The organism is Taklimakanibacter deserti, assembly GCA_003574785.1.
Genome location: QORU01000002.1, coordinates 310,556 through 330,060, shown reverse-complemented (window position 1 = coordinate 330,060; position 19,505 = coordinate 310,556). Strand labels below are relative to the sequence as shown.

At 63.6% G+C, this 19,505-nt stretch carries 20 protein-coding genes; 11 read left to right on the top strand and 9 right to left on the bottom strand.

Annotated features, from left to right (window positions below; all coding sequences use genetic code 11):
* Position 1: 1 nt before the first annotated feature.
* The 3 genes from DS839_RS04825 to DS839_RS04815 are packed head-to-tail and all read right to left on the bottom strand — an operon-like array spanning position 2 to position 4,553.
* Positions 2–784 (bottom strand): M15 family metallopeptidase, encoded by a 783-nt coding sequence (locus tag DS839_RS04825; RefSeq protein ID WP_368911185.1) that lies wholly within the window; start codon positions 782–784, stop codon positions 2–4.
* A complete protein-coding gene (locus DS839_RS04820; RefSeq protein ID WP_119269142.1) occupies positions 781–2,106 on the bottom strand; it encodes a YARHG domain-containing protein in 1,326 nt (441 codons plus the stop codon). Before DS839_RS04820 ends, DS839_RS04825 begins: the two co-directional genes overlap by 4 nt.
* Positions 2,107–2,132: 26 nt before the next feature.
* Entirely contained in the window at positions 2,133–4,553 is a 2,421-nt protein-coding gene (locus tag DS839_RS04815; protein WP_119269141.1) for an FAD-dependent oxidoreductase, read from the bottom strand.
* Positions 4,554–4,736: 183 nt separating this feature from the next.
* On the opposite strand from DS839_RS04815, the gene DS839_RS04810 reads away from it, so the two are divergent.
* The gene (locus DS839_RS04810; protein WP_119269140.1) at positions 4,737–5,054 is read left to right on the top strand and encodes an SH3 domain-containing protein; all 318 of its coding nucleotides are present in this window, start codon (positions 4,737–4,739) and stop codon (positions 5,052–5,054) included.
* Between the two features lie 23 nt (positions 5,055–5,077).
* On the opposite strand, the gene DS839_RS04805 is transcribed toward DS839_RS04810, so the two are convergent.
* Together DS839_RS04805 and DS839_RS04800 are read right to left on the bottom strand one after the other, a co-directional pair.
* A complete protein-coding gene (locus DS839_RS04805) occupies positions 5,078–6,262 on the bottom strand; it encodes a cupin domain-containing protein (protein WP_119269139.1) in 1,185 nt (394 codons plus the stop codon).
* Positions 6,263–6,345: 83 nt separating this feature from the next.
* Positions 6,346–7,113: a TrmH family RNA methyltransferase gene (locus tag DS839_RS04800; protein ID WP_119269138.1), complete on the bottom strand. Its 768-nt coding sequence runs from the start codon at positions 7,111–7,113 to the stop codon at positions 6,346–6,348.
* A gap of 66 nt (positions 7,114–7,179) precedes the next feature.
* Between DS839_RS04800 and DS839_RS04795 the strand changes: the two genes are divergently transcribed.
* The 3 genes from DS839_RS04795 (at position 7,180) to DS839_RS04785 (ending at position 10,591) form a co-directional block, all read left to right on the top strand.
* Positions 7,180–9,270 (top strand): molybdopterin-containing oxidoreductase family protein, encoded by a 2,091-nt coding sequence (locus DS839_RS04795; RefSeq protein ID WP_119269137.1) that lies wholly within the window; start codon positions 7,180–7,182, stop codon positions 9,268–9,270.
* Positions 9,271–9,310: 40 nt separating this feature from the next.
* A complete protein-coding gene (gene ltnD / locus DS839_RS04790; RefSeq protein ID WP_119269388.1) occupies positions 9,311–10,225 on the top strand; it encodes an L-threonate dehydrogenase in 915 nt (304 codons plus the stop codon).
* 129 nt (positions 10,226–10,354) lie between these two features.
* The gene (locus tag DS839_RS04785) at positions 10,355–10,591 is read left to right on the top strand and encodes a hypothetical protein (protein WP_119269136.1); all 237 of its coding nucleotides are present in this window, start codon (positions 10,355–10,357) and stop codon (positions 10,589–10,591) included.
* Between the two features lie 51 nt (positions 10,592–10,642).
* Here the strand turns inward: DS839_RS04785 and DS839_RS04780 are convergent, their stop codons facing one another.
* Complete coding sequence (locus tag DS839_RS04780; RefSeq protein WP_119269135.1) at positions 10,643–10,852, bottom strand: hypothetical protein; 210 nt, start codon at positions 10,850–10,852, stop codon at positions 10,643–10,645.
* Between the two features lie 129 nt (positions 10,853–10,981).
* Between DS839_RS04780 and DS839_RS04775 the strand changes: the two genes are divergently transcribed.
* A complete protein-coding gene (locus tag DS839_RS04775) occupies positions 10,982–11,695 on the top strand; it encodes a helix-turn-helix transcriptional regulator (protein WP_119269134.1) in 714 nt (237 codons plus the stop codon).
* A gap of 84 nt (positions 11,696–11,779) precedes the next feature.
* Positions 11,780–12,094, top strand: coding sequence for a hypothetical protein (locus DS839_RS04770; protein WP_162918307.1), 315 nt, complete (start codon positions 11,780–11,782; stop codon positions 12,092–12,094).
* On the opposite strand, the gene DS839_RS04765 is transcribed toward DS839_RS04770, so the two are convergent.
* Positions 12,074–13,627, bottom strand: coding sequence for an FAD-dependent monooxygenase (locus DS839_RS04765; RefSeq protein ID WP_119269132.1), 1,554 nt, complete (start codon positions 13,625–13,627; stop codon positions 12,074–12,076). The genes DS839_RS04770 and DS839_RS04765 overlap by 21 nt on opposite strands.
* An 80-nt stretch (positions 13,628–13,707) precedes the next feature.
* Between DS839_RS04765 and DS839_RS04760 the strand changes: the two genes are divergently transcribed.
* Positions 13,708–14,124, top strand: coding sequence for a DUF1801 domain-containing protein (locus DS839_RS04760; protein ID WP_119269131.1), 417 nt, complete (start codon positions 13,708–13,710; stop codon positions 14,122–14,124).
* On the opposite strand, the gene purN is transcribed toward DS839_RS04760, so the two are convergent.
* Both purN and purM read right to left on the bottom strand, forming a co-directional pair.
* Entirely contained in the window at positions 14,116–14,769 is a 654-nt protein-coding gene (purN, locus tag DS839_RS04755) for a phosphoribosylglycinamide formyltransferase (protein WP_119269130.1), read from the bottom strand. The genes DS839_RS04760 and purN overlap by 9 nt on opposite strands.
* A complete protein-coding gene (purM, locus tag DS839_RS04750) occupies positions 14,769–15,851 on the bottom strand; it encodes a phosphoribosylformylglycinamidine cyclo-ligase (RefSeq protein WP_119269129.1) in 1,083 nt (360 codons plus the stop codon). Before purM ends, purN begins: the two co-directional genes overlap by 1 nt.
* A 122-nt stretch (positions 15,852–15,973) precedes the next feature.
* Here purM and DS839_RS04745 point away from each other — a divergent pair, with 122 nt between their 5' ends.
* Genes DS839_RS04745 through DS839_RS04730 form a run of 4 tightly spaced genes read left to right on the top strand, consistent with a single transcriptional unit; the run spans position 15,974 to position 19,497 of the window.
* The gene (locus DS839_RS04745) at positions 15,974–17,098 is read left to right on the top strand and encodes a DUF2066 domain-containing protein (protein ID WP_162918306.1); all 1,125 of its coding nucleotides are present in this window, start codon (positions 15,974–15,976) and stop codon (positions 17,096–17,098) included.
* Between the two features lie 37 nt (positions 17,099–17,135).
* Positions 17,136–17,690, top strand: a complete 555-nt coding sequence (locus tag DS839_RS04740; protein ID WP_119269127.1) for a CDP-alcohol phosphatidyltransferase family protein — start codon at positions 17,136–17,138, stop codon at positions 17,688–17,690.
* Positions 17,687–18,793 carry an AI-2E family transporter gene (locus DS839_RS04735; RefSeq protein WP_119269126.1) on the top strand — a complete coding sequence of 369 codons (1,107 nt, stop codon included), beginning with the start codon at positions 17,687–17,689 and terminating at the stop codon, positions 18,791–18,793. Before DS839_RS04740 ends, DS839_RS04735 begins: the two co-directional genes overlap by 4 nt.
* Positions 18,793–19,497, top strand: coding sequence for a P-loop NTPase family protein (locus DS839_RS04730; RefSeq protein ID WP_119269125.1), 705 nt, complete (start codon positions 18,793–18,795; stop codon positions 19,495–19,497). The genes DS839_RS04735 and DS839_RS04730 overlap by 1 nt, the downstream gene beginning before the upstream one ends.
* The last annotated feature ends 8 nt before the right edge of the window (positions 19,498–19,505 follow it).

The window sequence follows — 19,505 nt, the reverse complement described above, 5'->3', positions numbered from 1 at the left end:
CTCACGGCGGCAGCAGTTCCGGGCGGTATTCGAAATGCATCGTATCATAATGATACCAGCGTCCGCCCCAGATGAAGCCATGGCGCTCGAAGACATCGATGATCTCCGAGGGGATTTGATTGCTCCACTTGTAGGTGCCGTCTTTGCCGGGCTTGGTCCAGCGCCAGTAGGTTGAATATTTGGTGTTGATGTCGATCGACGCGCCATAGGCATGCATGGACAGGCGGTCGGTGCCGGCGATGGGGCGGCAATTATAGGTGCCGGCCGACGGGGCCAGATACTTCAGCATCGGCTTTGGCAGCGTGGCCAGATCGCGCGCCACGGCCTCGAGGGCCCGATCGGCGCCGTTACGGGTGGTGAAGAGCACGGAACCGCCGAACCAGGGGACCTTGCGCAGCTTCGCGCGGACATCGCCCTTCCGGCAATCGCCATAGATCGCGCGGAACAGCGCTTCGACGCGGATGCGGCCGGGATCGGAATCGACCGGCGGCGCCTTCGGCTCGGCATGGGCCGGATAGGGGATGGCGAACATGTCGTCGATATCCGGATGATCCAGAAGCTCATCGAAGCTCTTATCCGTCCGCCCGTCCGAGATCGGAAGCTCGACGCCCGACGTCAGGACCAGCTTTTCCTTGTCATGGCTCTTGATGACACCGGGATAGGCGTCCTTGAGCCGCGCCAGGTGCCGGTCGAGGTCGGGAGGCGGCGCCCCGTAGCGGCCGTCACCGGCGAGCGCGCCGGTAGCCGCCGCGGAAAAAAGCATAGCGATGAGAAGCAGTCTCACGGGGCCTTTTCGAATTTCTGGATGAGGGCCACGTTCTGGGCCTCGATGAAGGTCAGTTCGACTTCTCCGAATTGCGGCCGGTACCAATCGAATTGTTTGAAATAGTTGGACACTTCCTTGCGCACGAACTTGCGCCCGCGCCGGGCATAGATCTCGTTGCGGGCATTGCGCAGCTCCGCCTTGCTCAGGCTCTTGAGATCCGCCGCGGTGAGCAGCCGGCGGTCGGAATCGACGAACAGGAAGCCGGCCTTGGGCGCCGACTGGGTCATCTCGAACTGGCGGATCAGCGCCACATTCTCTTTCTCGATGGCGTTGAGCATGGGCTCGTAGCTTTCAGGCCTGTACCAGTCGAATTTCCCGAAATGCTCCCGAAGTGCGGGGTCGTTGAAGATGCGGCCATTGCGGGCGAAGATCTCGTTGCGGGCCAGTCTGAGCGTCGCTGAATCCTTATCCGCGAGATCGGTTTCGCTCAACAACTCCGCGCTCGACTGGGGAAAGATGACACCGATATCGGCATCGGGCTCGGGCGGGGTGAGATCGGTCACCTTGCCGGGCGGGCTCGCCGGGGAAACGGCGGCGAAATAGAAGCTCTTGGTCAGCGAATTCTCGAGCCAGACGGTCTGCCGGCCTTCGGTCCTTTCGCGCACATGCAAGCTCACCGCGCGCATGATGTCGGAGAGCTCGTCGGGCTTGCCGAGATTGTTGATGAGGCCCTCGGCGAAGGGGCTGTGATCGCCTGAGCCGTCGAGCGCCACCATGCCTTGCGCCGTCGAAAAGGCGATCAGCATGTCCTCGGTGCGCGCCTCCGCGTCCTCGGGTCTCTCGATCACCGTGGCGCCGCGGCTTTCCAGCGGATTGTTGCGGCAGGCATCGAAGAGCAGCATCTTCACACTCGCATGGGTGCTGGACAGCGTCTGCAGCATGCGGTCGGTGGCCAGCGCCTCCTTGTCGATCTCGTCGAAATTGCTCATCGAGAAATCGGTCGGCAGCATGAAGCTCCGGCCGTCGATCATGGCGCCGTGCCCGGCATAGTAGATGAGGGCGGCCTCGGCGGCGATGCCTTCCGGCACGAAGGCATCGAGCGCCCGTTGCGCGGTGGCGAGATCGCTGTCCATGACCACGGTCACGGCGAAGCCCAGATCGGAGAGGTTCTTGGCGATGGCGCGCGCATCGGCGACCGGGTTGCGCAATTCATAGCCCGGCCGATAGGACGAATTGCCGATGACGAGCGCAATGCGCTGCTCTGCCTGGGCAAGAACAGACAGACCGGCAAGCAGAGTGGAGGCGAGTGCGCCCCGCGTGAAAAGCCGTCCCAACTTCATGCCGCCGCCGTCCCTTCGCGCCCCCGCTATCCTTTCAGTCGTGAATTCGTCTCATCCCAGGCTGGTTCGGCGATGATTTGGGCCTTTTTCCGCTCGCCGAGCAAGAGGATTTCGAAGCCCTGGCCGGCCTTGGCGAGACGGGGCTCGACATAGGCGAAGGCCAGCGACTTGTTGACGGCAAAGCCGTAACCCCCCGATGTGGTGAGGCCGACGACCTTGCCATTGAGATAGACCGGCTCGTTACCGCGGCAGTCATTGTCGCCGGCCTCGACCGCCATGTAGGTGAGCTTGATCCGCTCGCCTTGTTGCTTGCGGTTCAGGCTGGCGGTCCGGCCGATGAAATCGGGCTTGTCGAGACGGATGAAGCGCTCCATCGCGCCTTCGAACATGTCGATCTCACTGGTGAGCTCCGAGCCCCAGCCGCGATAGGCCTTTTCCATGCGCAAGGAATTCATCGCATAAGTGCCGAAGAGTCGGATGCCGTGCGTGGCGCCGGCCTTCATCAAGGCATCGAAGACGAATGGCATGTCCGCCATCGGCGTGTGCAGTTCCCAGCCGAGCTCGCCGACATAATTGACGCGCAACGCCCGTACCCCTTTGACGCTGGCGACCTCGATCTCCTGCGCCGTCAGCCAGCGGAAAGCGGCATTGTCCAAATTGGTTCTGGTGCACTGGGCGAGCACATCGCGAGCCTTGGGACCCGCGAGCACCAGCACGCCATAATCGTCGGTAACGTCCTTCACTTCGACGCGCTCGCCGGGTTTGATCCGCCAGCGCAGCTGATCGAGGTCATAGAGCTGAGCGGCCGCGGCCGAGAGGACATAGAACCTGTCATCGGCGAGCCGCGTGACGGTGATCTCGGATTCGATGAAGCCATTGTCGTTGAGGAGATGGCCCAGGATGATGCCGCCCGTCTTGGGGATCTTGTTGGCGCAGATGCGGTCGAGGAAGGCGTAGGCATCGGCGCCTGCGACCTCGAATTTGGCGAAGGTCGAAAGATCCATGAGCCCGACCTTCTCGCGCACCGCGAGCGCCTCTTGCTTCACCGCTTCCCACCAGTTCGAGCGGCGATAGGAGAAGTCCTCGCCCTTGCCGGTCTTGTCGAACCAGCGGGCGCGCTCCCAGCCAAAGATTTGCGCGAATTGCGCGCCCTCGGCCTTGAGCTTCTCATGCAGCGCGGATTTGCGCAGGTTTCGGCCGACTTCATGCTGCTCGGCCGGCTTGTAGCAGTAATACATATGGTGATAGTCGGCGATCGACACTTCGGCGGTGTAATCCTTGCTCGCCCAATTGCCGAAGCGGCGCGGATCGAATTCGCGCATGTTGATCTCGGCCTGGCCGTGCACCATCCACTGCGCCAAATATTTGCCGGCGCCGCCGCCCTGGCAGATGCCGATCGAGGCGCCGCAATGCATCCAGTAATTCCTGGGGCCGGGGGCAGGGCCTGAGAGATAGACGCCGTCCGGCGTGTGGGTGATGGCGCCGGAGATGATCGATTTGAGGCCCGCCTTGGCGAAGAGCGGCAGGCGCTCGGTGGCGCGTTCGAGCCAGGGGGTCAGGCGGTCGAGCTCGGGGGCGATGAGCTCGCTCTCGAAATCCCAGGCGGGGGGCTCGCCGTCCCAGCACACATGCGCGGTCTCGGTCTCATAGGGACCGACCAGGATCCCGTTCGTCTCCTCGCGCAAATAGGCATGCGAATAGGGATCGCGCACCACCGGCAATTCCATCTCGAGATCGATGAGCTCCTGCAGAGGCTCGGTGATCATGTAGTGATGCAGCATGTTGGCGATCGGCACATTGTGTCCGGTCCAGGCGCCGACCACGTCGCAATAGGAGCCGGCGGAATTCACCACGTGCTCGCAGGTGATGGTGCCTTTGTCGGTGATCACCTGCCATTCGCCGCTCTTGAGCTGCTTGATGTCGGTGACGAGGGTGCGGCGGTAGATTTCTGCGCCGAGCTTGCGCGCCCCCGCGGCCATGGCATTGGTCACATCGGCCGGCGCCACATGGCCATCGGTCACGGTGCGGAAGGCGGCCTTGAGGCCGAAGGTCTCGAGGAAGGGGTGGTATTTCTTGATCTCGTCGGGGCCGATGATCTCGCCTTCATAGCCGCCGAGCTTGGAGATGCCCTCGACATATTTGAGCCAGTTCAGCTCCTCATCGGTCTGGGCCAGGCGCAAGCCGCCGCAGCCATGCCAGGAGACGGCTTGGCCGGTGAGCTGTTCCAGCTTGGGATAGAGCTCGGTGCCATAGACATGCACCTTGGTCATGTTGAGAGAGCCGTTGAAATGCGGGCACTGGCCGGCCGCATGCCAGGTCGAGCCCGAGGTGAGCTCGCCCTTTTCGATGAGGACGATGTCGCTCCAGCCTTCAAGCGCCAGGTGATAGAGGAGGCCTACCCCCATGATGCCGCCGCCAACGATCACCACCCGCGCATGCGATTTCATCAAATCCTCCTCGATCCTTCGCCAAACCTAATCTTCCCGCCCCTGTCCGGGCAAGAGAGGGTGAGGGGTGTTTACCCTCCTTGTGCCGAAAACAAGGACGAATTCGTGGAAGTGTGGTGAAATAGGCTCACCTTCGGAAATAGCGCGGAAGCGGCTAGTCTTATCGCAAAGAGGGAGGAGACGATGCGAATATTTCTGATCGCGGCGTGCCTGATGCTGACGGCAGGTGCCGCGCATGCCACGTCGGGGCCGGGTTGCCTGATCGTCACCAATGTCGCGGCCAATGACGTGCTCAATATGCGCGGAGGCCCGGGCACGTCCCATCCGATCGTCGATGTGCTGCCGCCCGGCAATCACGGCATCATCCATCTTGATGGCCCTTGCGTGCCGAAATCGGCGGCGCCGCGCTCACGCTGGTGCAAGGTGTCGCACTACAATGGCGACAAGGTCACCAAGGGCTGGATCAAGCGGCGCTTCACGGTCGACAGCGACTGCCCCTGAGCCAGCCCGTGAACCCGGTGATCCTATTTGCTGGCGTCCTTCGGGCCGGCGAGGAACACGTCGTGGTTGGGGAATTTGGCAAACAGGTCTTGTGGCTGTCCGAAGTTGGTGGCCAGGACATCAGCCGGGTTGCCCGCAATCCACTGCGACAGGTCGATCGCTTCGTAGATGCCGGTGTTGAGCCCGATCAGGATGCGGGCGGGCTTGTCGCCCACATTTTCAATCGAATGCCCGTATCCTTGCGGAATGTAGCCGACGTCGCCTTTCTCCAGCGTCTCGACACGGAATCTCCCGCCCGAGCCGAACAGGGTGACGCTCACCTGGCCATCGACGATGTACTGCCATTCGTCGGCGTTCGGGTGCCAGTGCAACTCTCTTAATGCCCCCGGCTCGAGGTCGAGGATCACGCCGGTGATCGTCTTCGAGATCGGAAACCGCGCGGAATCGACCCGCCACTCGCGGCCGCCCGCATAGACCCTGTGGGGCGCCTGGGCGAGGAGACGATACTTATGCGTTTCCGGCGGCAGCTTCCACCCTTGCAGCGGCTCCGCTGGTTGTTCGGGCGGCACAGCGCCTTGGGCGAAGTATACCTCCCCCTTGGGGAACGTATCGAACGTTTCCTCCGGCAGGCCGAAGTTTTTTGCGAGCAGTGGCTTTGGCGCATGAGCGATCCAGTCGCTGACGCTGAACGTGCCGAACTCGGAGAAGTATCCATTGTCGAAAATGAGAATGAATTGGCAGGGCGTCGCACCGAGACATTCGAGCATGTGACCGTGTCCGCGGGGGAAGTACCAGACGTCGCCGACATCGAAATCATTCGTCTCGGCGTTGCCCTGCGGATCAATGACAGTGGTCCGAACGCGGCCCTCGATGACGAAAGCCCATTCGGCCGCGGTGGCGTGCCAGTGAAGCTCCCGCATCGCCCCAGGCTCGATGCGCATGGAGACGCCGGCGATGCCCTTGGAAATCGGCAGTTGGGTGACCGTCGCCTCCTTCCCAAAACTGTTGCCGATGACCTTTCCTTGCGACTTCTCGAGAGCGAACTTGAACGTCGGCAGTTCCTTGTCCGCAAGCAGAGGATCAGGGACGTTGTTCATGAAGCTCGGATCGCCGGCAACGGCGGGCTTCGCTGTTGCCACAGCCGCCGCGGCGAATGCTGCGCTTGCCACCAGAACGTCTCGCCGGGGAACATTGAAGCTGGTAGGCATGCCAATCTCCTTGCTTGCTGGTTGATCTTGACGCACATCAAATTCGGATTTTGTTGCGCGCTGATGAATTCATGCCCCGGATCCTAGCGCAGCTCGGACCGTTTGACCTCGTAGAGCATGAGAGCTGAAGCGGTGGCGACATTGAGCGATTCGGCACCCCCGGACATGGGAATGCGCACCGACACATTCGCTTGTGCGGCGAGCGTGGCCGAAAGGCCGCTGCCCTCGCTGCCCATCAGCAGCAAAGTGGGCCGGGCATAGGTGCGACGATAATCCGCTGCGGCCTGGGCGGCGGTGGCGACGATCTCCCCTGGCCACTCGGCAAGGGGAGCTTGGAATTGCTTCGCCGTCATCCGGCTGAGCTTCACGCCGAAGAGCGAGCCCATGCTGGCGCGCACCGCTTCCGGCGAAAAGGGATCGCAGGTCTCGCCCACGAGCGCGACATGGCGTACCGAGACGGCGTCCGCGGTGCGGATGATCGTGCCGAGATTGCCGGGATCGCGGATGTATTCGAGGGCGATCGCAACGTCATCCGGACCGGGCGCGAAATCGGAGAGGATGGCGGACTGCTTGAAGACGCCGATGAGGCCAGTGGGATTGTTCTGCCCGCTGAGCCGCGCCATCACGGCTTCCGACACCCTGATGGTGCGGGCCTGGCCCCAATCCTTGGGCGTTGCGACCGAGACGACGGTGTCGGCCGCGATCCCCGCCTGTCGCGCCCGCTCGAGCGCCCTTAGGCCCTCGGCGACGAACAGCCCGGTATCCTGGCGGTTCTTCTTCAACTCAAGGGCGCGAATGGCCTTGATCGCCGGGTTTTGCGCGCTGGTGATGGTCTCCAAGGCCTGGCTCATCCCCTCCGGATTGTCCCCGTCATTGTCACCCTAAACATTTGGAATCGTTTAGCCTAAACTAGCACCATGAACATCCGTACAAATATCAAGATCGGCCGGTCGGTCTGTCCGCATGACTGCCCCTCGGCCTGCGCTCTCGATGTCGAACTGCTCGATGCCCATACGATCGGACGCGTGCGTGGCGCGAAAGACAATTCCTACACCCTGGGCGTCATCTGCGAGAAGGTCGGACGCTATGCCGAGCGCATCCATCATCCCGACCGCCTGCTCTATCCCTTGAAGCGGAAAGGGGCCCGGGGTGCCGGCGACTGGCAGCGCCTTTCCTGGGATGATGCCATGGGCGAGGTCACGCAAGCCTTCCTCAAATCGGAAGAGCGCTATGGCGCGCAATCGGTGTGGCCTTACTACTATGCCGGCACCATGGGCCTGGTGATGCGCGACGGCATCAACCGTCTGCGCCACGCCAAGAAATATTCCGGCCTCTATGACACCTTCTGCGTGGCGCTGTCGTGGCCGGGCTACCTCGCCGGCTGCGGCCGCATGACCGGCTCCGACCCGCGCGAGATGCAGAAATCCGACCTGATCGTGATCTGGGGCACCAATCCGGTGAACACCCAGGTCAATGTGATGACCCATGCGGCGATCGCGCGCAAGACGCGGGGCGCCAAGATCGCCTGTGTCGATGTCTACGAGACCGGCACGATGAAGCAGGCCGATGTGAAGATGATCATCAGGCCCGGCACCGATGGCGCCCTCGCTTGCGCCGTCATGCATGTGCTGTTCCGCGACGGCCATGCCGACTGGCCCTATCTCGAGAAATACACCGACGTGCCGCGCGAATTCGAAGCGCATCTCAGGGCGCGCACGCCCGAATGGGCGGCCGCCATTTGCGGCTGCCCGGCCTCCGAGATCGAGGCCTTCGCCAGGCTCATCGGCGAGACGAAGCGCAATTATCTGCGCATCGGCTATGGCTTCACCCGCTCGCGCAACGGTTCCGCCAATATGCATGCGGTGACGGCGATCGCCGCGGTCGCGGGCTCCTGGCAGCATGAAGGCGGCGGCGCCTTCCACTCGAACAGCGGCATGTACAAGTGGAACAAGACCATGATCGAGGGGCTCGATATCCGCGATCCTTCGATCCGCCAGCTCGATCAATGCCGCATCGGTCCGGTTCTGCTCAACGATCCCTATGACCTGGCGGGCGGCCCGCCGGTCACCGCGATGATCGTCCAGAACACCAACCCGGCTTCCGTGGCGCCCGACCAGACCAAGGTCAGGCAAGGGCTCATGCGTGACGATCTCTTCACCTGCGTGCATGAGCAGTTCATGACCGAGACGGCGCAACTCGCCGACATCGTGCTGCCGGCGACGATGTTCCTCGAGCATGACGATCTCTACCAGGGCGGCGGCCACCAGCACATCATGCTGGGCGCGAAGCTCATCGAGCCGCCGGGCGAGTGCCGCAACAATCACGAGGTGATCGCCGATCTGGCCGCAAGGGTGGGGGCCGAGCATCCGGGCTTCGCCATGAGCCCGCGCGAGCTCATCGACTGGACGCTCAAGAACTCGAACCGGCCCGATCTTGCAGCCCTCGACGAGGCGACCTGGATCGACGTGCAGCAGGATTTCGAGAGCGCGCATTTCCTCAACGGCTTCGGCCATCCGGACGGCAAGTTCCGCTTCAAGCCGGATTGGAAAGCGGCGCGGTTCAAGGCCGGGATCGGACCCTATGGTCCGGTCGACGACATGCCTCAGATGCCGGACCATTGGGGCGTCATCGAGGAGGCGACCGAGACTTATCCCTTCCGGCTCGCGACCAGCCCGGCGCGCACCTTCCTCAATTCGACCTTCAACGAGACGCCATCCTCGCGCAAAAGGGAAGGGCGGCCGACCGTCTTCGCGCATCCGGACGATCTCGCCTCGCTTGCCATCAAGGATGGCGACAAGGTGCGTCTCGGCAGCGCCAGGGGCGCCGTGACTTTGCATGTCCAGGCCTTCGACGGCGTGCGCCGCGGCGTGCTGGTCGCGGAATCGATCTGGCCGAACGAGGCCTTCGAGGACGGCAAGGGCATCAACACGCTGACCGGCTGCGACCAGCCGGCGCCGGCGGCAGGCGGCGCCTTCCATGACAACCGGGTGTGGCTCAGGCCCGCCTAGCTCCCTTCCTCAAAAGAACACTCGAGAAGCGGCCTCAATGATGACTCCAAATCCACGCCCGGTTGCCTGCGTCATCGGCCTCGGCTCGATGGGGATGGGGGCTGCTCTTTCGCTTCTGCGCGCAGGCATCGAGGTGCGCGGTGTCGATGTGCGGCCCGAAGCGCTGACGCGGCTCAAAGAGGCGGGAGGCTTTGGGACCACCTCGGCCGGCGAGGGGGCCAAAGGGGCCGATGCGGTGCTGACATTCGTGGTCAATGCCGAGCAGACGCAGACGGTTCTGTTCGGCGCGGACGGAGCAGCGGCGGCTCTATCGCAAGGCTCGCTCGTGATCTCATGCGCCACCGTGCCGCCGAGTTTTGCCGAGGAACTGGCGCGCCAGCTGAACGGAAAAGGCCTGCTGGCGCTCGATGCTCCCGTCTCGGGCGGCTCGGCCAAGGCCGAAGCCGGCGAGATGACCATCATGGCTTCGGGCGCCGCGGCGGCGTTCGAGAAGGCGGAACCGTTTCTCGGCGCGATCGCGTCCAAGGTCTATCGCCTGGGCGATGCGCCAGGGGCGGGCTCGCGCGTGAAGATGATCAACCAGCTTCTCGCCGGTGTCCATATTGCGGTTGCGGCGGAGGCGGTGGCGCTCGGCATAAAGGCGGGCATCGATCCCAGTCTCCTCTATGAGGTGATCTCCAACTCCGCGGGCTCCTCTTGGATGTTCCAGAACCGGGTGCCCCACATGATTTCGGGCGACTACACGCCGCGCTCGGCGGTCGACATCTTCGTGAAGGATCTGGGCATCGTGCTCGAGGCGGGCCGGGTTCTCGATTTCCCCTTGCCCATCGCTTCGACCGCGCACCGGCTCTTTGCCGAAGCGGCCGCCATGGGCTTGGGCCGCGAGGACGATGCGGCGGTGGTGAAGGTCTATTCCGCCGAGGCCGGCCTGCCTTTGCCTTCGGCGAAGGACTGAGCGGGGGCTACTGCCGTCGGGCCAGATGAATCCCAGATGAACAGCTAGCTCAGCCGGTGATCAGGTGGGCTATGGCACATTCCGGCCCAAGTTGGGGCGTCTACCGGATGTCTGAGAGAGGATTTTGCCATGTTCCGTGCGGCAATCGCGGTCCTGCTTCTGGCAGCAGCGCTGGCCGGGCCTTCGGCGGCGGAGAAGAAGACCGCGCCGAAACTGACCCAGGAAGCCAAGGACGGGCCCCAGATCACGCAAGAAAATATCGTCAAGATGAAGCTCAAGACGGTGCAACCGGTCCAGCCCAATCCGCCGATGCCGGTCGCGGGCGGGCCGTCCATACCCCCCTCGCCATCACCCCCCAATCCTTAGAGCTAATTGAATCAAAGGCTTAGATCTCAAGACCTAAGCCTTTGAAAAGAATCATTTTCCCGAAATGAGAATCAGCACACAGTCCAGACCCATGAACGCTCGTCGCGCCACCTTGCCCGTCCATTGGTTCCTGATCATGGCCGCCTTGCTCATGGTGGCGACGGCGGCGCCCTTGGCCATGCTGGCCGTCCCCATCTGATCCTCCCATTTTCCGAGCCGGCCGATGCCGGAAAAGGTCACTTCCTGCCAGCTTCCTGACATGCTTTGTCAGCAGCACTGCAGTAGGTTCCTGCTGTGCCGGACGCGAAGTTTCCTGCCTATGCCGCCGGGAGCTTCGCGTTCAAGAGCACGCTAGAAGCGTAAATTTTCCAGCGAACCGGGGTACTGGCCATGAGACGCGCTGACCGACTTTTGCAGGTCCTCCAGATCCTGCGCCGCCATCGGCGGCCGGTGACCGGCGAGACCATGGCCGAGGAACTCGAGGTCTCGCTGCGCACCGTCTATCGCGACATCAATTCTCTGGTCACGCAGGGTGTGCCGATCAGGGGTGAGGCCGGCATCGGCTATGTGCTGGGCGAAGGCTTCGACATGCCGCCTTTGATGTTCACGGTCGATGAGCTCGAGGCCGTCATGCTGGGTCTGCGCTGGGTGACGCGCCGCGGCGACGTCCAGCTGTCGCGCGCCGCCCGCGACAGCGTCGCCAAGATCGGCGCCGTGCTGCCGGAAGGGCTGAAGCCGTTTCTGTTCGATGCCGGACTGGTGGTGCCGCCGCGCGAGGAGCGCGCCGCCGATGCCGTCGATGTCGCAGGCCTGCGCAGCGCCATCCGTGAGAGCCGCAAAGTGCAGATCCAGTATCGCGACGAACTCGAACGCCGTACCGAGCGGACGATCTGGCCGATCGGCATCGCCTATTACGAGGCGACGCGCAACATCATCGCTTGGTGCGAATTGCGCACCGCCTTCCGCCATTTCCGCACCGACCGCATCTCGCATTTCGACATATTGAAGGACCGCTATCCGAAGCGGCGCAAGGCGCTGCTCAAGGAATGGCAGGACGAGCTGCGCGCCGAGCAGGAGAAGCCCGATCTCGACGTATTTCTCTAAGGTGGACTCTTCAGCAGCTTGGCTTTTGCGGCCACCCTGTCATTATTCCCGCAGTGAATGTCGCTTCCTGAAGGATCATTCATCATGACGGCAATATTGAAACGCATCGGTTTCGTCGTCTTTGCGACGGTTGTTGGCGCCCTTGGCCTGACGGCGATCGCTTTCGCCTTCGTCAACATGAAAGCCGTGCTGTTGGGAGGGGCGTCCATCGGGCTCGACAGCGCCGCCGTTTTCGGCATCGGCTGGGGTGGTGCCGCAATGGCGATTTGCGGCGCGCTGATGGGCAAGGAGAACGCTGAGGAACAGGGAAAGTCGCAACCGCGGAGCGCCAAAGCGGCGGGCTGGATCGTCGCCGTGATCCTCGCCCTGCTTTGTCTTTCAGTGCTCTTTGCGCGCTGATGGGCTGCTGCTCGCCCGCATCGCAGCCGGTATCAGATATGTGGCGAGATGGGCATCGAGGGCCGCCATGGCCGCCTCATCCACCGGGCTTGCGCGGAACCCCACGAAGCCGTCGGGCCGGATGAGGAGAGCGCCGCCATCGGGAATTCCCACCTCCGCCGCGTCGAACTCAGCGCTCGCAGCATCGACGATCGACACGAACCCGTTCCAGCGCGCGCGAAAATGCTCGAGCCGTGGCGGGGCGCCGAACAGGATCAGATGGTGGCCCGTGCCACTCAGGCGATGACACGCACCGAAGCGGCTTCCCGGCGGTGCTCCCCCGACATCGGCGCCCGCCTGACCGACGAGTGCGCTTCCGGCGTATGACACATCGAGCATCGACCGCTTGCGTGTCACCGCGACAGCTTCAGCCGGATCCGCCGGCGGTACGACCGGCATCGCGCCGCTGTTGCACGTTGCGACCAGACCGATCACGAAATCATGGATCTCGTCCGACACTTCGAGCACATGGCGGTCGGCGGCCCCGCGCTCCTGCGCGTAGCTCTCGAGCAGCGACGGTTTCGCCGCGCCGCGTGCGACGAGGGCGAGCTTCCAGGCGATGTCGGCGGCGTCCATGAATGCGGCGTTGAGACCCTCGCCGCCCATCGGACTGGACAGGTGGGCTGCATCGCCCAACAGGAACCGCCGTCCGTCGCTCAGGCGCTCGGCGGCGCGCTTGTGCATCTTGAAATAGGAAACCCATTTGAGATCGTGCAGGCCGATATCGGCGCCGACGCGGGCATCGAGCAATGCGGCCAGCTCGTGCGATGCCGGAAGCTCGCGCCGTGTATCGGCTTCGTCGCGATTGACGAAGATGAGAAAGCGTTCATCCGGCAACGGCGATATCAGGACAAAACCGTCCGGCCCGACAATGACGCGGCCGCATTCGGGCGGGCACGGCAAGCGGGTTTTCGCGTCGGCGACAATGTACTGGCCGTCGTAAGTGTCGCCCTCGAGGTGCTCCTGCATCGAGTGGCGCGTCACGCTGTGGGCGCCACCCGCGCCAAGCACATAGGCTGTCGTCAGAATCTCGGTCCGGCCGTCCACATCGAGGGTCACCCGCAAGCCTGCCGGATCGTCCTCGATCGACTTGACTTCCGTGCCGTATTCAATCGCGACGCCGAGGCTTTCCAGGCGTTCGCGCAGAATTGCCTCGGTGCGCCACTGCGGCAGGCTGCACTGAAACTCGTATTTGCACCCGATGCCGGCAAGCTTGGCGCTGACGATTTCCTTGAGGCCCGGCCCCAAAAGCTGGATCTGCCTGATGTGGACGCCCGCCTGGAGGAAGGGTTCTATCAGACCGGCCCGATCGATGATGTCCAGCACCGCCGGCTGAAGCGCGGTACCGCGAGTCTCATGATGCGGTGCTGCCCTCCGCTCGACGACGCGAGGCCTGACGCCATGGCGAAGAAGTTCGCATGCCGCGAACAATCCGGCCGGACCGGTTCCGACGATGAGCACGCCAGACGCGGATTGCGGCACATCCCTTGTCATCAGTCAGCCCCCTTATGATACTAACTTAGTATATACGAATTCATTACAAAGCAGAAATTGGAGCGTTGAAGGAGAAGAAGATGGGATCGACGAAAGATGAATCTCCCGCGCGGCTCATCGATGCGAGAATCAAGGAGCTGGGCGACTGGCGTGGTGAGATGCTGGCGAAGCTCCGCGCTTTGATCAAGCAAGCCGATCCCGAGGTGGTCGAGGAGTGGAAGTGGCGCGGCGTCCCGGTGTGGTCGCATGACGGGATCATCTGCACCGGCGAGACCTATAAGAGCGTCGTGAAGCTGACCTTCGCCAAGGGCGCGTCGCTGAAGGACCCATCACGCCTTTTCAATTCGAGCCTCGATGGCAACACCCGGCGCGCGATCGACATCCGCGAGGGTGAACCAATCGATGCCAAGGCTTTCACGGCATTGATCCGCGCCGCCGTGGACCTGAACGCCTCGTCGGGCCGCGCCGCAAAGAAAGGCAGGACGTCGTCACGGTAGGACGGGGATGACGACCGGCAGCGTGACGCCCGGCGCGGTTGCGACGACCTCCTCGCCCTCGACCCTGAGCGCGCCGGAGGCCACGAGCGCCAAGGCTTTGGGATAGATCTTGTGCTCGGCATCGAGCACGCGCTGGGCGAGCGTCTCGGGCGTGTCGCTCTTGAGCACCGGCACGCGCGCCTGGGCGATGATCGGTCCTGAATCGACGTCGTGACGCACGAAATGCACGGTAGCCCCGTGGCGCGTCGCACCATCCGCCAAGGCCCGCTCATGGCTGTGCAGCCCCTTGTACGCCGGGAGCAGCGAGGGATGGATATTGATCATGCGGTCGCGCCAGGCTTCGACCAGGGTTTTGGTCATGACGCGCATGAAACCGGCGCAGGCGATGATCTCGACATGATGGCGCCTGAGCGCTGAATCGAGGGCGCGGTCGAAGTCCTCACGCGAGCCATAGGCCTTATGGTCGATGACTTCCGTCCTGATGCCTTGCGCCTTGGCGAAATCGAGCCCCTGGGCATTGGGACGATTGGAGATGACGACGGCGATCTCGGCAGGGTAATGCGGATCCTGCGCCGCCCTGATCAGGGCTTGCATATTCGAGCCGCGGCCCGAGATGAGGATGCCGGTCTTCTTGCGCCCCGTCATCAGAGCGCGAGCTTTCCGCGGGGCTTGACCTGCTCCTCGGATCCGCTGCGGGCGGCGATCGTTCCCAGCGTCACCACGTGCTCGCCTTGTGCTTCGAAGAGACGCGCGACTTCCGCGGCGCTCTCGGGCGCCGTCACGCAGATCATGCCGATGCCGCAATTGAAGGTGCGCAGCATCTCCCTTTCGCTGACGCCGCCGGTCTTCTGCAACCAGCCGAAGACGGGCGGCGAAGGCACCTGGGCGAGATCGATCTCGGCCACGGTGCTCGCGGGCAGCACGCGTGGGATGTTCTCGAGAAAGCCGCCGCCGGTGATATGGGCGAGCGCCTTGATGCCGTCCGATGCCTTGAGCGCGGCAAGGACCGGCTTCACATAGATGCGGGTCGGTGTCAGCAGAGCTTCGCCCAAGGTCTTGCCGGGCGCGAAAGGTGCGGTGTCGGCATAGGCGAGACCGCTCAGCTCGACGAGACGGCGGATCAGCGAATAGCCGTTGGAATGGGGACCGGACGAGGCGAGGCCCAGAATGACATCGCCAGGGCCAACATCGGCGCGCGGCAAAATATTCACCCGCTCGACGGCACCCACGGCAAAGCCTGCGAGATCATAGTCGCCGCCATGATACATGCCGGGCATCTCGGCGGTCTCGCCGCCAATGAGGGCGCAGCCCGCTTGCCGGCAACCCTCGGCGATGCCTGCGATCACGTCGCGGGCTTCCTCCACCTGCAATTTGCCGGTGGCGAAGTAATCCAGGAAGAAGAGGGGCTCGGCCCCTTGCACGATCAGGTCGTTGACCGACATGGCGACGAGATCGATGCCCACCGTCTTGTGCAGGCCCGAATCGATGGCGATCCTGAGTTTCGTGCCCACACCGTCATTGGCGGCGACGAGCACCGGGTCCTTGAAGCCGCAGGCCTTGAGATCGAAGAGGCCGCCGAAGCCGCCCAAGGCCGAATCGGTGCCCGCCCGCGCGGTCGCCTTGGCGAGCGGCTTGATCACCTCGACCAGCGCGTTTCCGGCCGAAATATCGACCCCCGCATCCGCGTAGGATATGCCGTTATGGCCGTCTTGTTTGCCTGCGCCCATGCCGCTAGTTTGCCTCAATGATCCTGGATTGCTGCTGGCCGTCTGTGTGCCGCGGTGAATAGCCCGAACGGGCAGGCAGATAAAGCGTTCAGTTGAGCGCGGGCTCGCAGATGGAGTTTTGGATGACGGTGCGTTCTTGGGGCCTGCTTGCAGCCTTTCTGGCCCTTTTTGCCGTTGTTGTGCCTGAGAGCGCCCGGGCGGTCGGGCCGGTCGAGACCGGTATGTTCTCGGTCACCGGCGTCGAGGTCGACGTGACCGACAAGGATGCAGCCTCGGCCCGTACCCGCGCCATCATCGAGGCCCAGGTAAAAGCTTTCTACATCCTGGCCGAGCGGCTGGGCTCGCCCGAGGCGGCCCAGCGCCTAGCCGGGATGGACGCCCGCGATATCGGCCGCATGCTGCGCTCGCTGTCGATCGAGGAGGAGCGTTCAGCCCCGGGACGCTACATCGGCAAGCTCACGGTGCGCTTCCTTCCGGCCAAGATCCGGGAAGTGTTCGGCCGGCATGGCATCGAGGTCGTCGAGGACCAGGCGCCGCCGATCGTCATCCTGCCCTTGTGGAAAGGACCCACCGGTCCGATCGTCTGGGAGGAAAATCTCTGGCGCAAGGCCTGGCTCGACCTCAAGGCCGAGCAGTCGGTGGTGCCGATCATCATTCCGTTAGGCGATCTCGAGGACACGTCCGCGATCTCGCCTGAGGAGGTGCTGGCGGGTGATGCCATCAAGCTTGAATCGCTGATGATACGATATGAGGCCAAGGCCATCCTGGTGGCATTTGCCGAGCCCGATCCGCAAGGCGGCATCCATGCCGTGATGCAGGGCGACTCGCCCTTGGGACGCATCAATTTCGACAAGACCTACACATCCGAGGATGGCACGGTCGAAGGCGCCGCCGCGGCCGCGGCGCGGCGCTTCGACGAGGTGATGCTGGAGAAGTGGCGTTCGGTCAAAATCAAGATGGCCGCCGAGGCCAGGGCCCGCGTCGAGGCGGAGCAGCAGGCCGCCCGCCCGGCGATGTCGCTTGCGGTCGCGGTGCCGTTTTCGGGCATACATCAGTGGAACGGCATCCGCGCCCGGCTGCTTTCGACCCCTGGCGTGATCGGCGTCGATGTCTCGACCATTGCCCAGAACGGCGCCGTCATCCAGCTGGCCTTCTCCGATTCGGTCCAGACGCTGCAATCGGCGCTTTCCGGCAGTGGCCTGCGGCTGGTGCGGGCAGGCGGGACATGGGTACTGCAACCATTGTAATATCAGCCCAAAGCAACCATTCGCCTTCTAGCCTCGCATGAACCTGCCCAATATCATCACCATCGGCCGAATCCTGTTGGTGCCGGTCACCATCTGGCTGATCGTCGCCGGTCAGTTCGGCTTCGCTTTCCTGGTCTTCATCATGGCCGGCGTCGGCGACGGCGTCGACGGCTATATCGCCCGGCGCTACGCGATGAAGACGCAGCTCGGCGCCTATCTCGATCCGCTCGCCGACAAGCTGCTTCTCGTCTCGATCTATATCTCGCTCGGCTTCCTGCAGCAGATGCCGGCCTGGCTCGTCATCCTTGTCGCCTCGCGCGACGTGCTGATCGTCGGCGCGGTGATCCTTTCCTGGATCCTCGACAAGCCGATCAAGGTGCAGCCGCTGATGATCAGCAAGGTCAATACCGTGGCGCAGATCATCTTTGCCGGCGGGCAGCTGGCCATGCTCGCCTGGATGTCGGACGCCACCTGGTTCCCGCTGATCGGCAGCATCGTCGTCGCCTTCCTCACCATCGCGTCGGCGGCCCTTTACTTGCGCGAATGGGCCCGTCATATGGCCAACGGGGCGAGCACGAGGGATACGCCATGACATTGCAGCGCCAGATGATCTTTTGGACGGCGGCACTCGTCGTCGTCATCCTGGCGCTCTGGCTTCTGGGCGACATCATGCTGCCCTTCATCGCCGGCCTGGTGCTGGCCTATTTCCTCGACCCGATTGCGGACGCGCTGGAGCGCCTCGGCCTGCCGCGCCTCGCGGCGACCCTCCTCATCCTCATCACCAGCATCGTCGCCATCGTGGTGCTGCTCGTGCTGCTGCTGCCGGTGCTGGGCGACCAGATCGCCCGTTTCTCCTCGAACCTGCCGGGCCTCATGCAGGCACTGGTCAAGCTCTTCGAGGAGCTCGCGCCGCAATGGCTGAAGGACATGGTGGCCGCCTCCGGCACCAACCTGCCGGCCTCGCTCTCCGACCTTGCCGGCAAGGCGGCGGGGTGGCTCGCGGCGATCCTGACCTCGATCCTGTCCGGCAGCCTGGCGCTGGTCAATGTCATCTCGCTCCTGATCGTGACGCCGATCGTGGCCTTCTACATGCTGAACGACTGGGATCACATGGTAGCTAAGGTCGATGGCTGGCTTCCGCGCGATCACCACAACACGATCCGTGCCCTCGCACGTCAGATCGACGAGGCTATGGCGGGCTTCATCCGCGGCCAGGGCACCGTCTGCCTCTTGCTCGGCATCTTCTATGCCGTGGCGCTGTCCTTTGCCGGGCTCAATTTCGGCCTGCTGATCGGGCTGGGAGCGGGACTTCTGAGCTTCATCCCCTATGTCGGTTCGATCATCGGCGGCGTCCTCGCCATCGGCATGGCGCTGATCCAGTTCTGGCCCGACTGGCTGCAGATCATCATCATCGTCGGCATCTTTGGCTTGGGCCAGTTCATCGAGGGCAATTTCCTCTCGCCCAACCTGGTCGGCAACCGCATCGGCCTGCATCCCGTCTGGCTGATGTTCGCGCTTTTCGCCTTCGGCTATCTGTTCGGCTTTGTCGGCCTGCTGCTGGCCGTGCCGCTGGCGGCCGCGGTCGGCGTCTTGGTGCGCTTTGCGCTGCAGCAATATCTCAAGAGCCCGCTCTATCTCGGTGTGCCGACTCAGGAAAAACCCGCCGAACCCAAGCGGCGGAGCCGGTCGAAGTAATGTCGGGCGAAGGCCGTCAGCTCGCTTTCGACCTGCCGCATCGTCCCGCCACCGGACGCGACGATTTCCTCGTGACGCCGTCCAATGCCAAGGCGGTGGCGCTGATCGACCTCTGGCCCAATTGGCCGTCGAACGTGCTGATTCTCCTCGGGCCCCCTGGAAGCGGCAAATCCCATCTCGCGGCCGTCTGGCATGAGATGACGGGCGCCTCGGTGGCCCGCCCTTCCGAGGTCCGCGCCGACGCGGTGCCATGGCTCCTGGAGAAGGGGGCCCTGGTCATCGAGGACGCGCCGGGCGAGGCGCTGGACGAACCGGCCTTTTTCCATCTCCTCAATCTCGCCCGCGAGCAGAAGGCCTATGTGCTGATCACGGCGCTGGCACCGCCGCCAGCCTGGGGGATAGCACTCCCGGACCTGCTGTCGAGGCTCAAGGCGGCGCCGATAGCGCAATTGGGACCGCCGGATGATGCGCTCCTGCGGGGCGTCCTGGTCAAGCTCTTCGCCGACCGGCAGATCGGGGTGGACGAGGCCACGGTCAGCTACCTCATTTCCCGCATGCCGCGGGAACTCGCCGCCGCCCGCAGCCTGGTGGCCGAGATCGACCGCCGGGCGCTCGAGGAAAGGGCCGAAGTGACCCGGAATTTTGCCGCAAAGGTGCTTGGGGATATAGTTTCCCCGGGCCTGTTCACGGGCGAGGACGGTTAACCAACAGC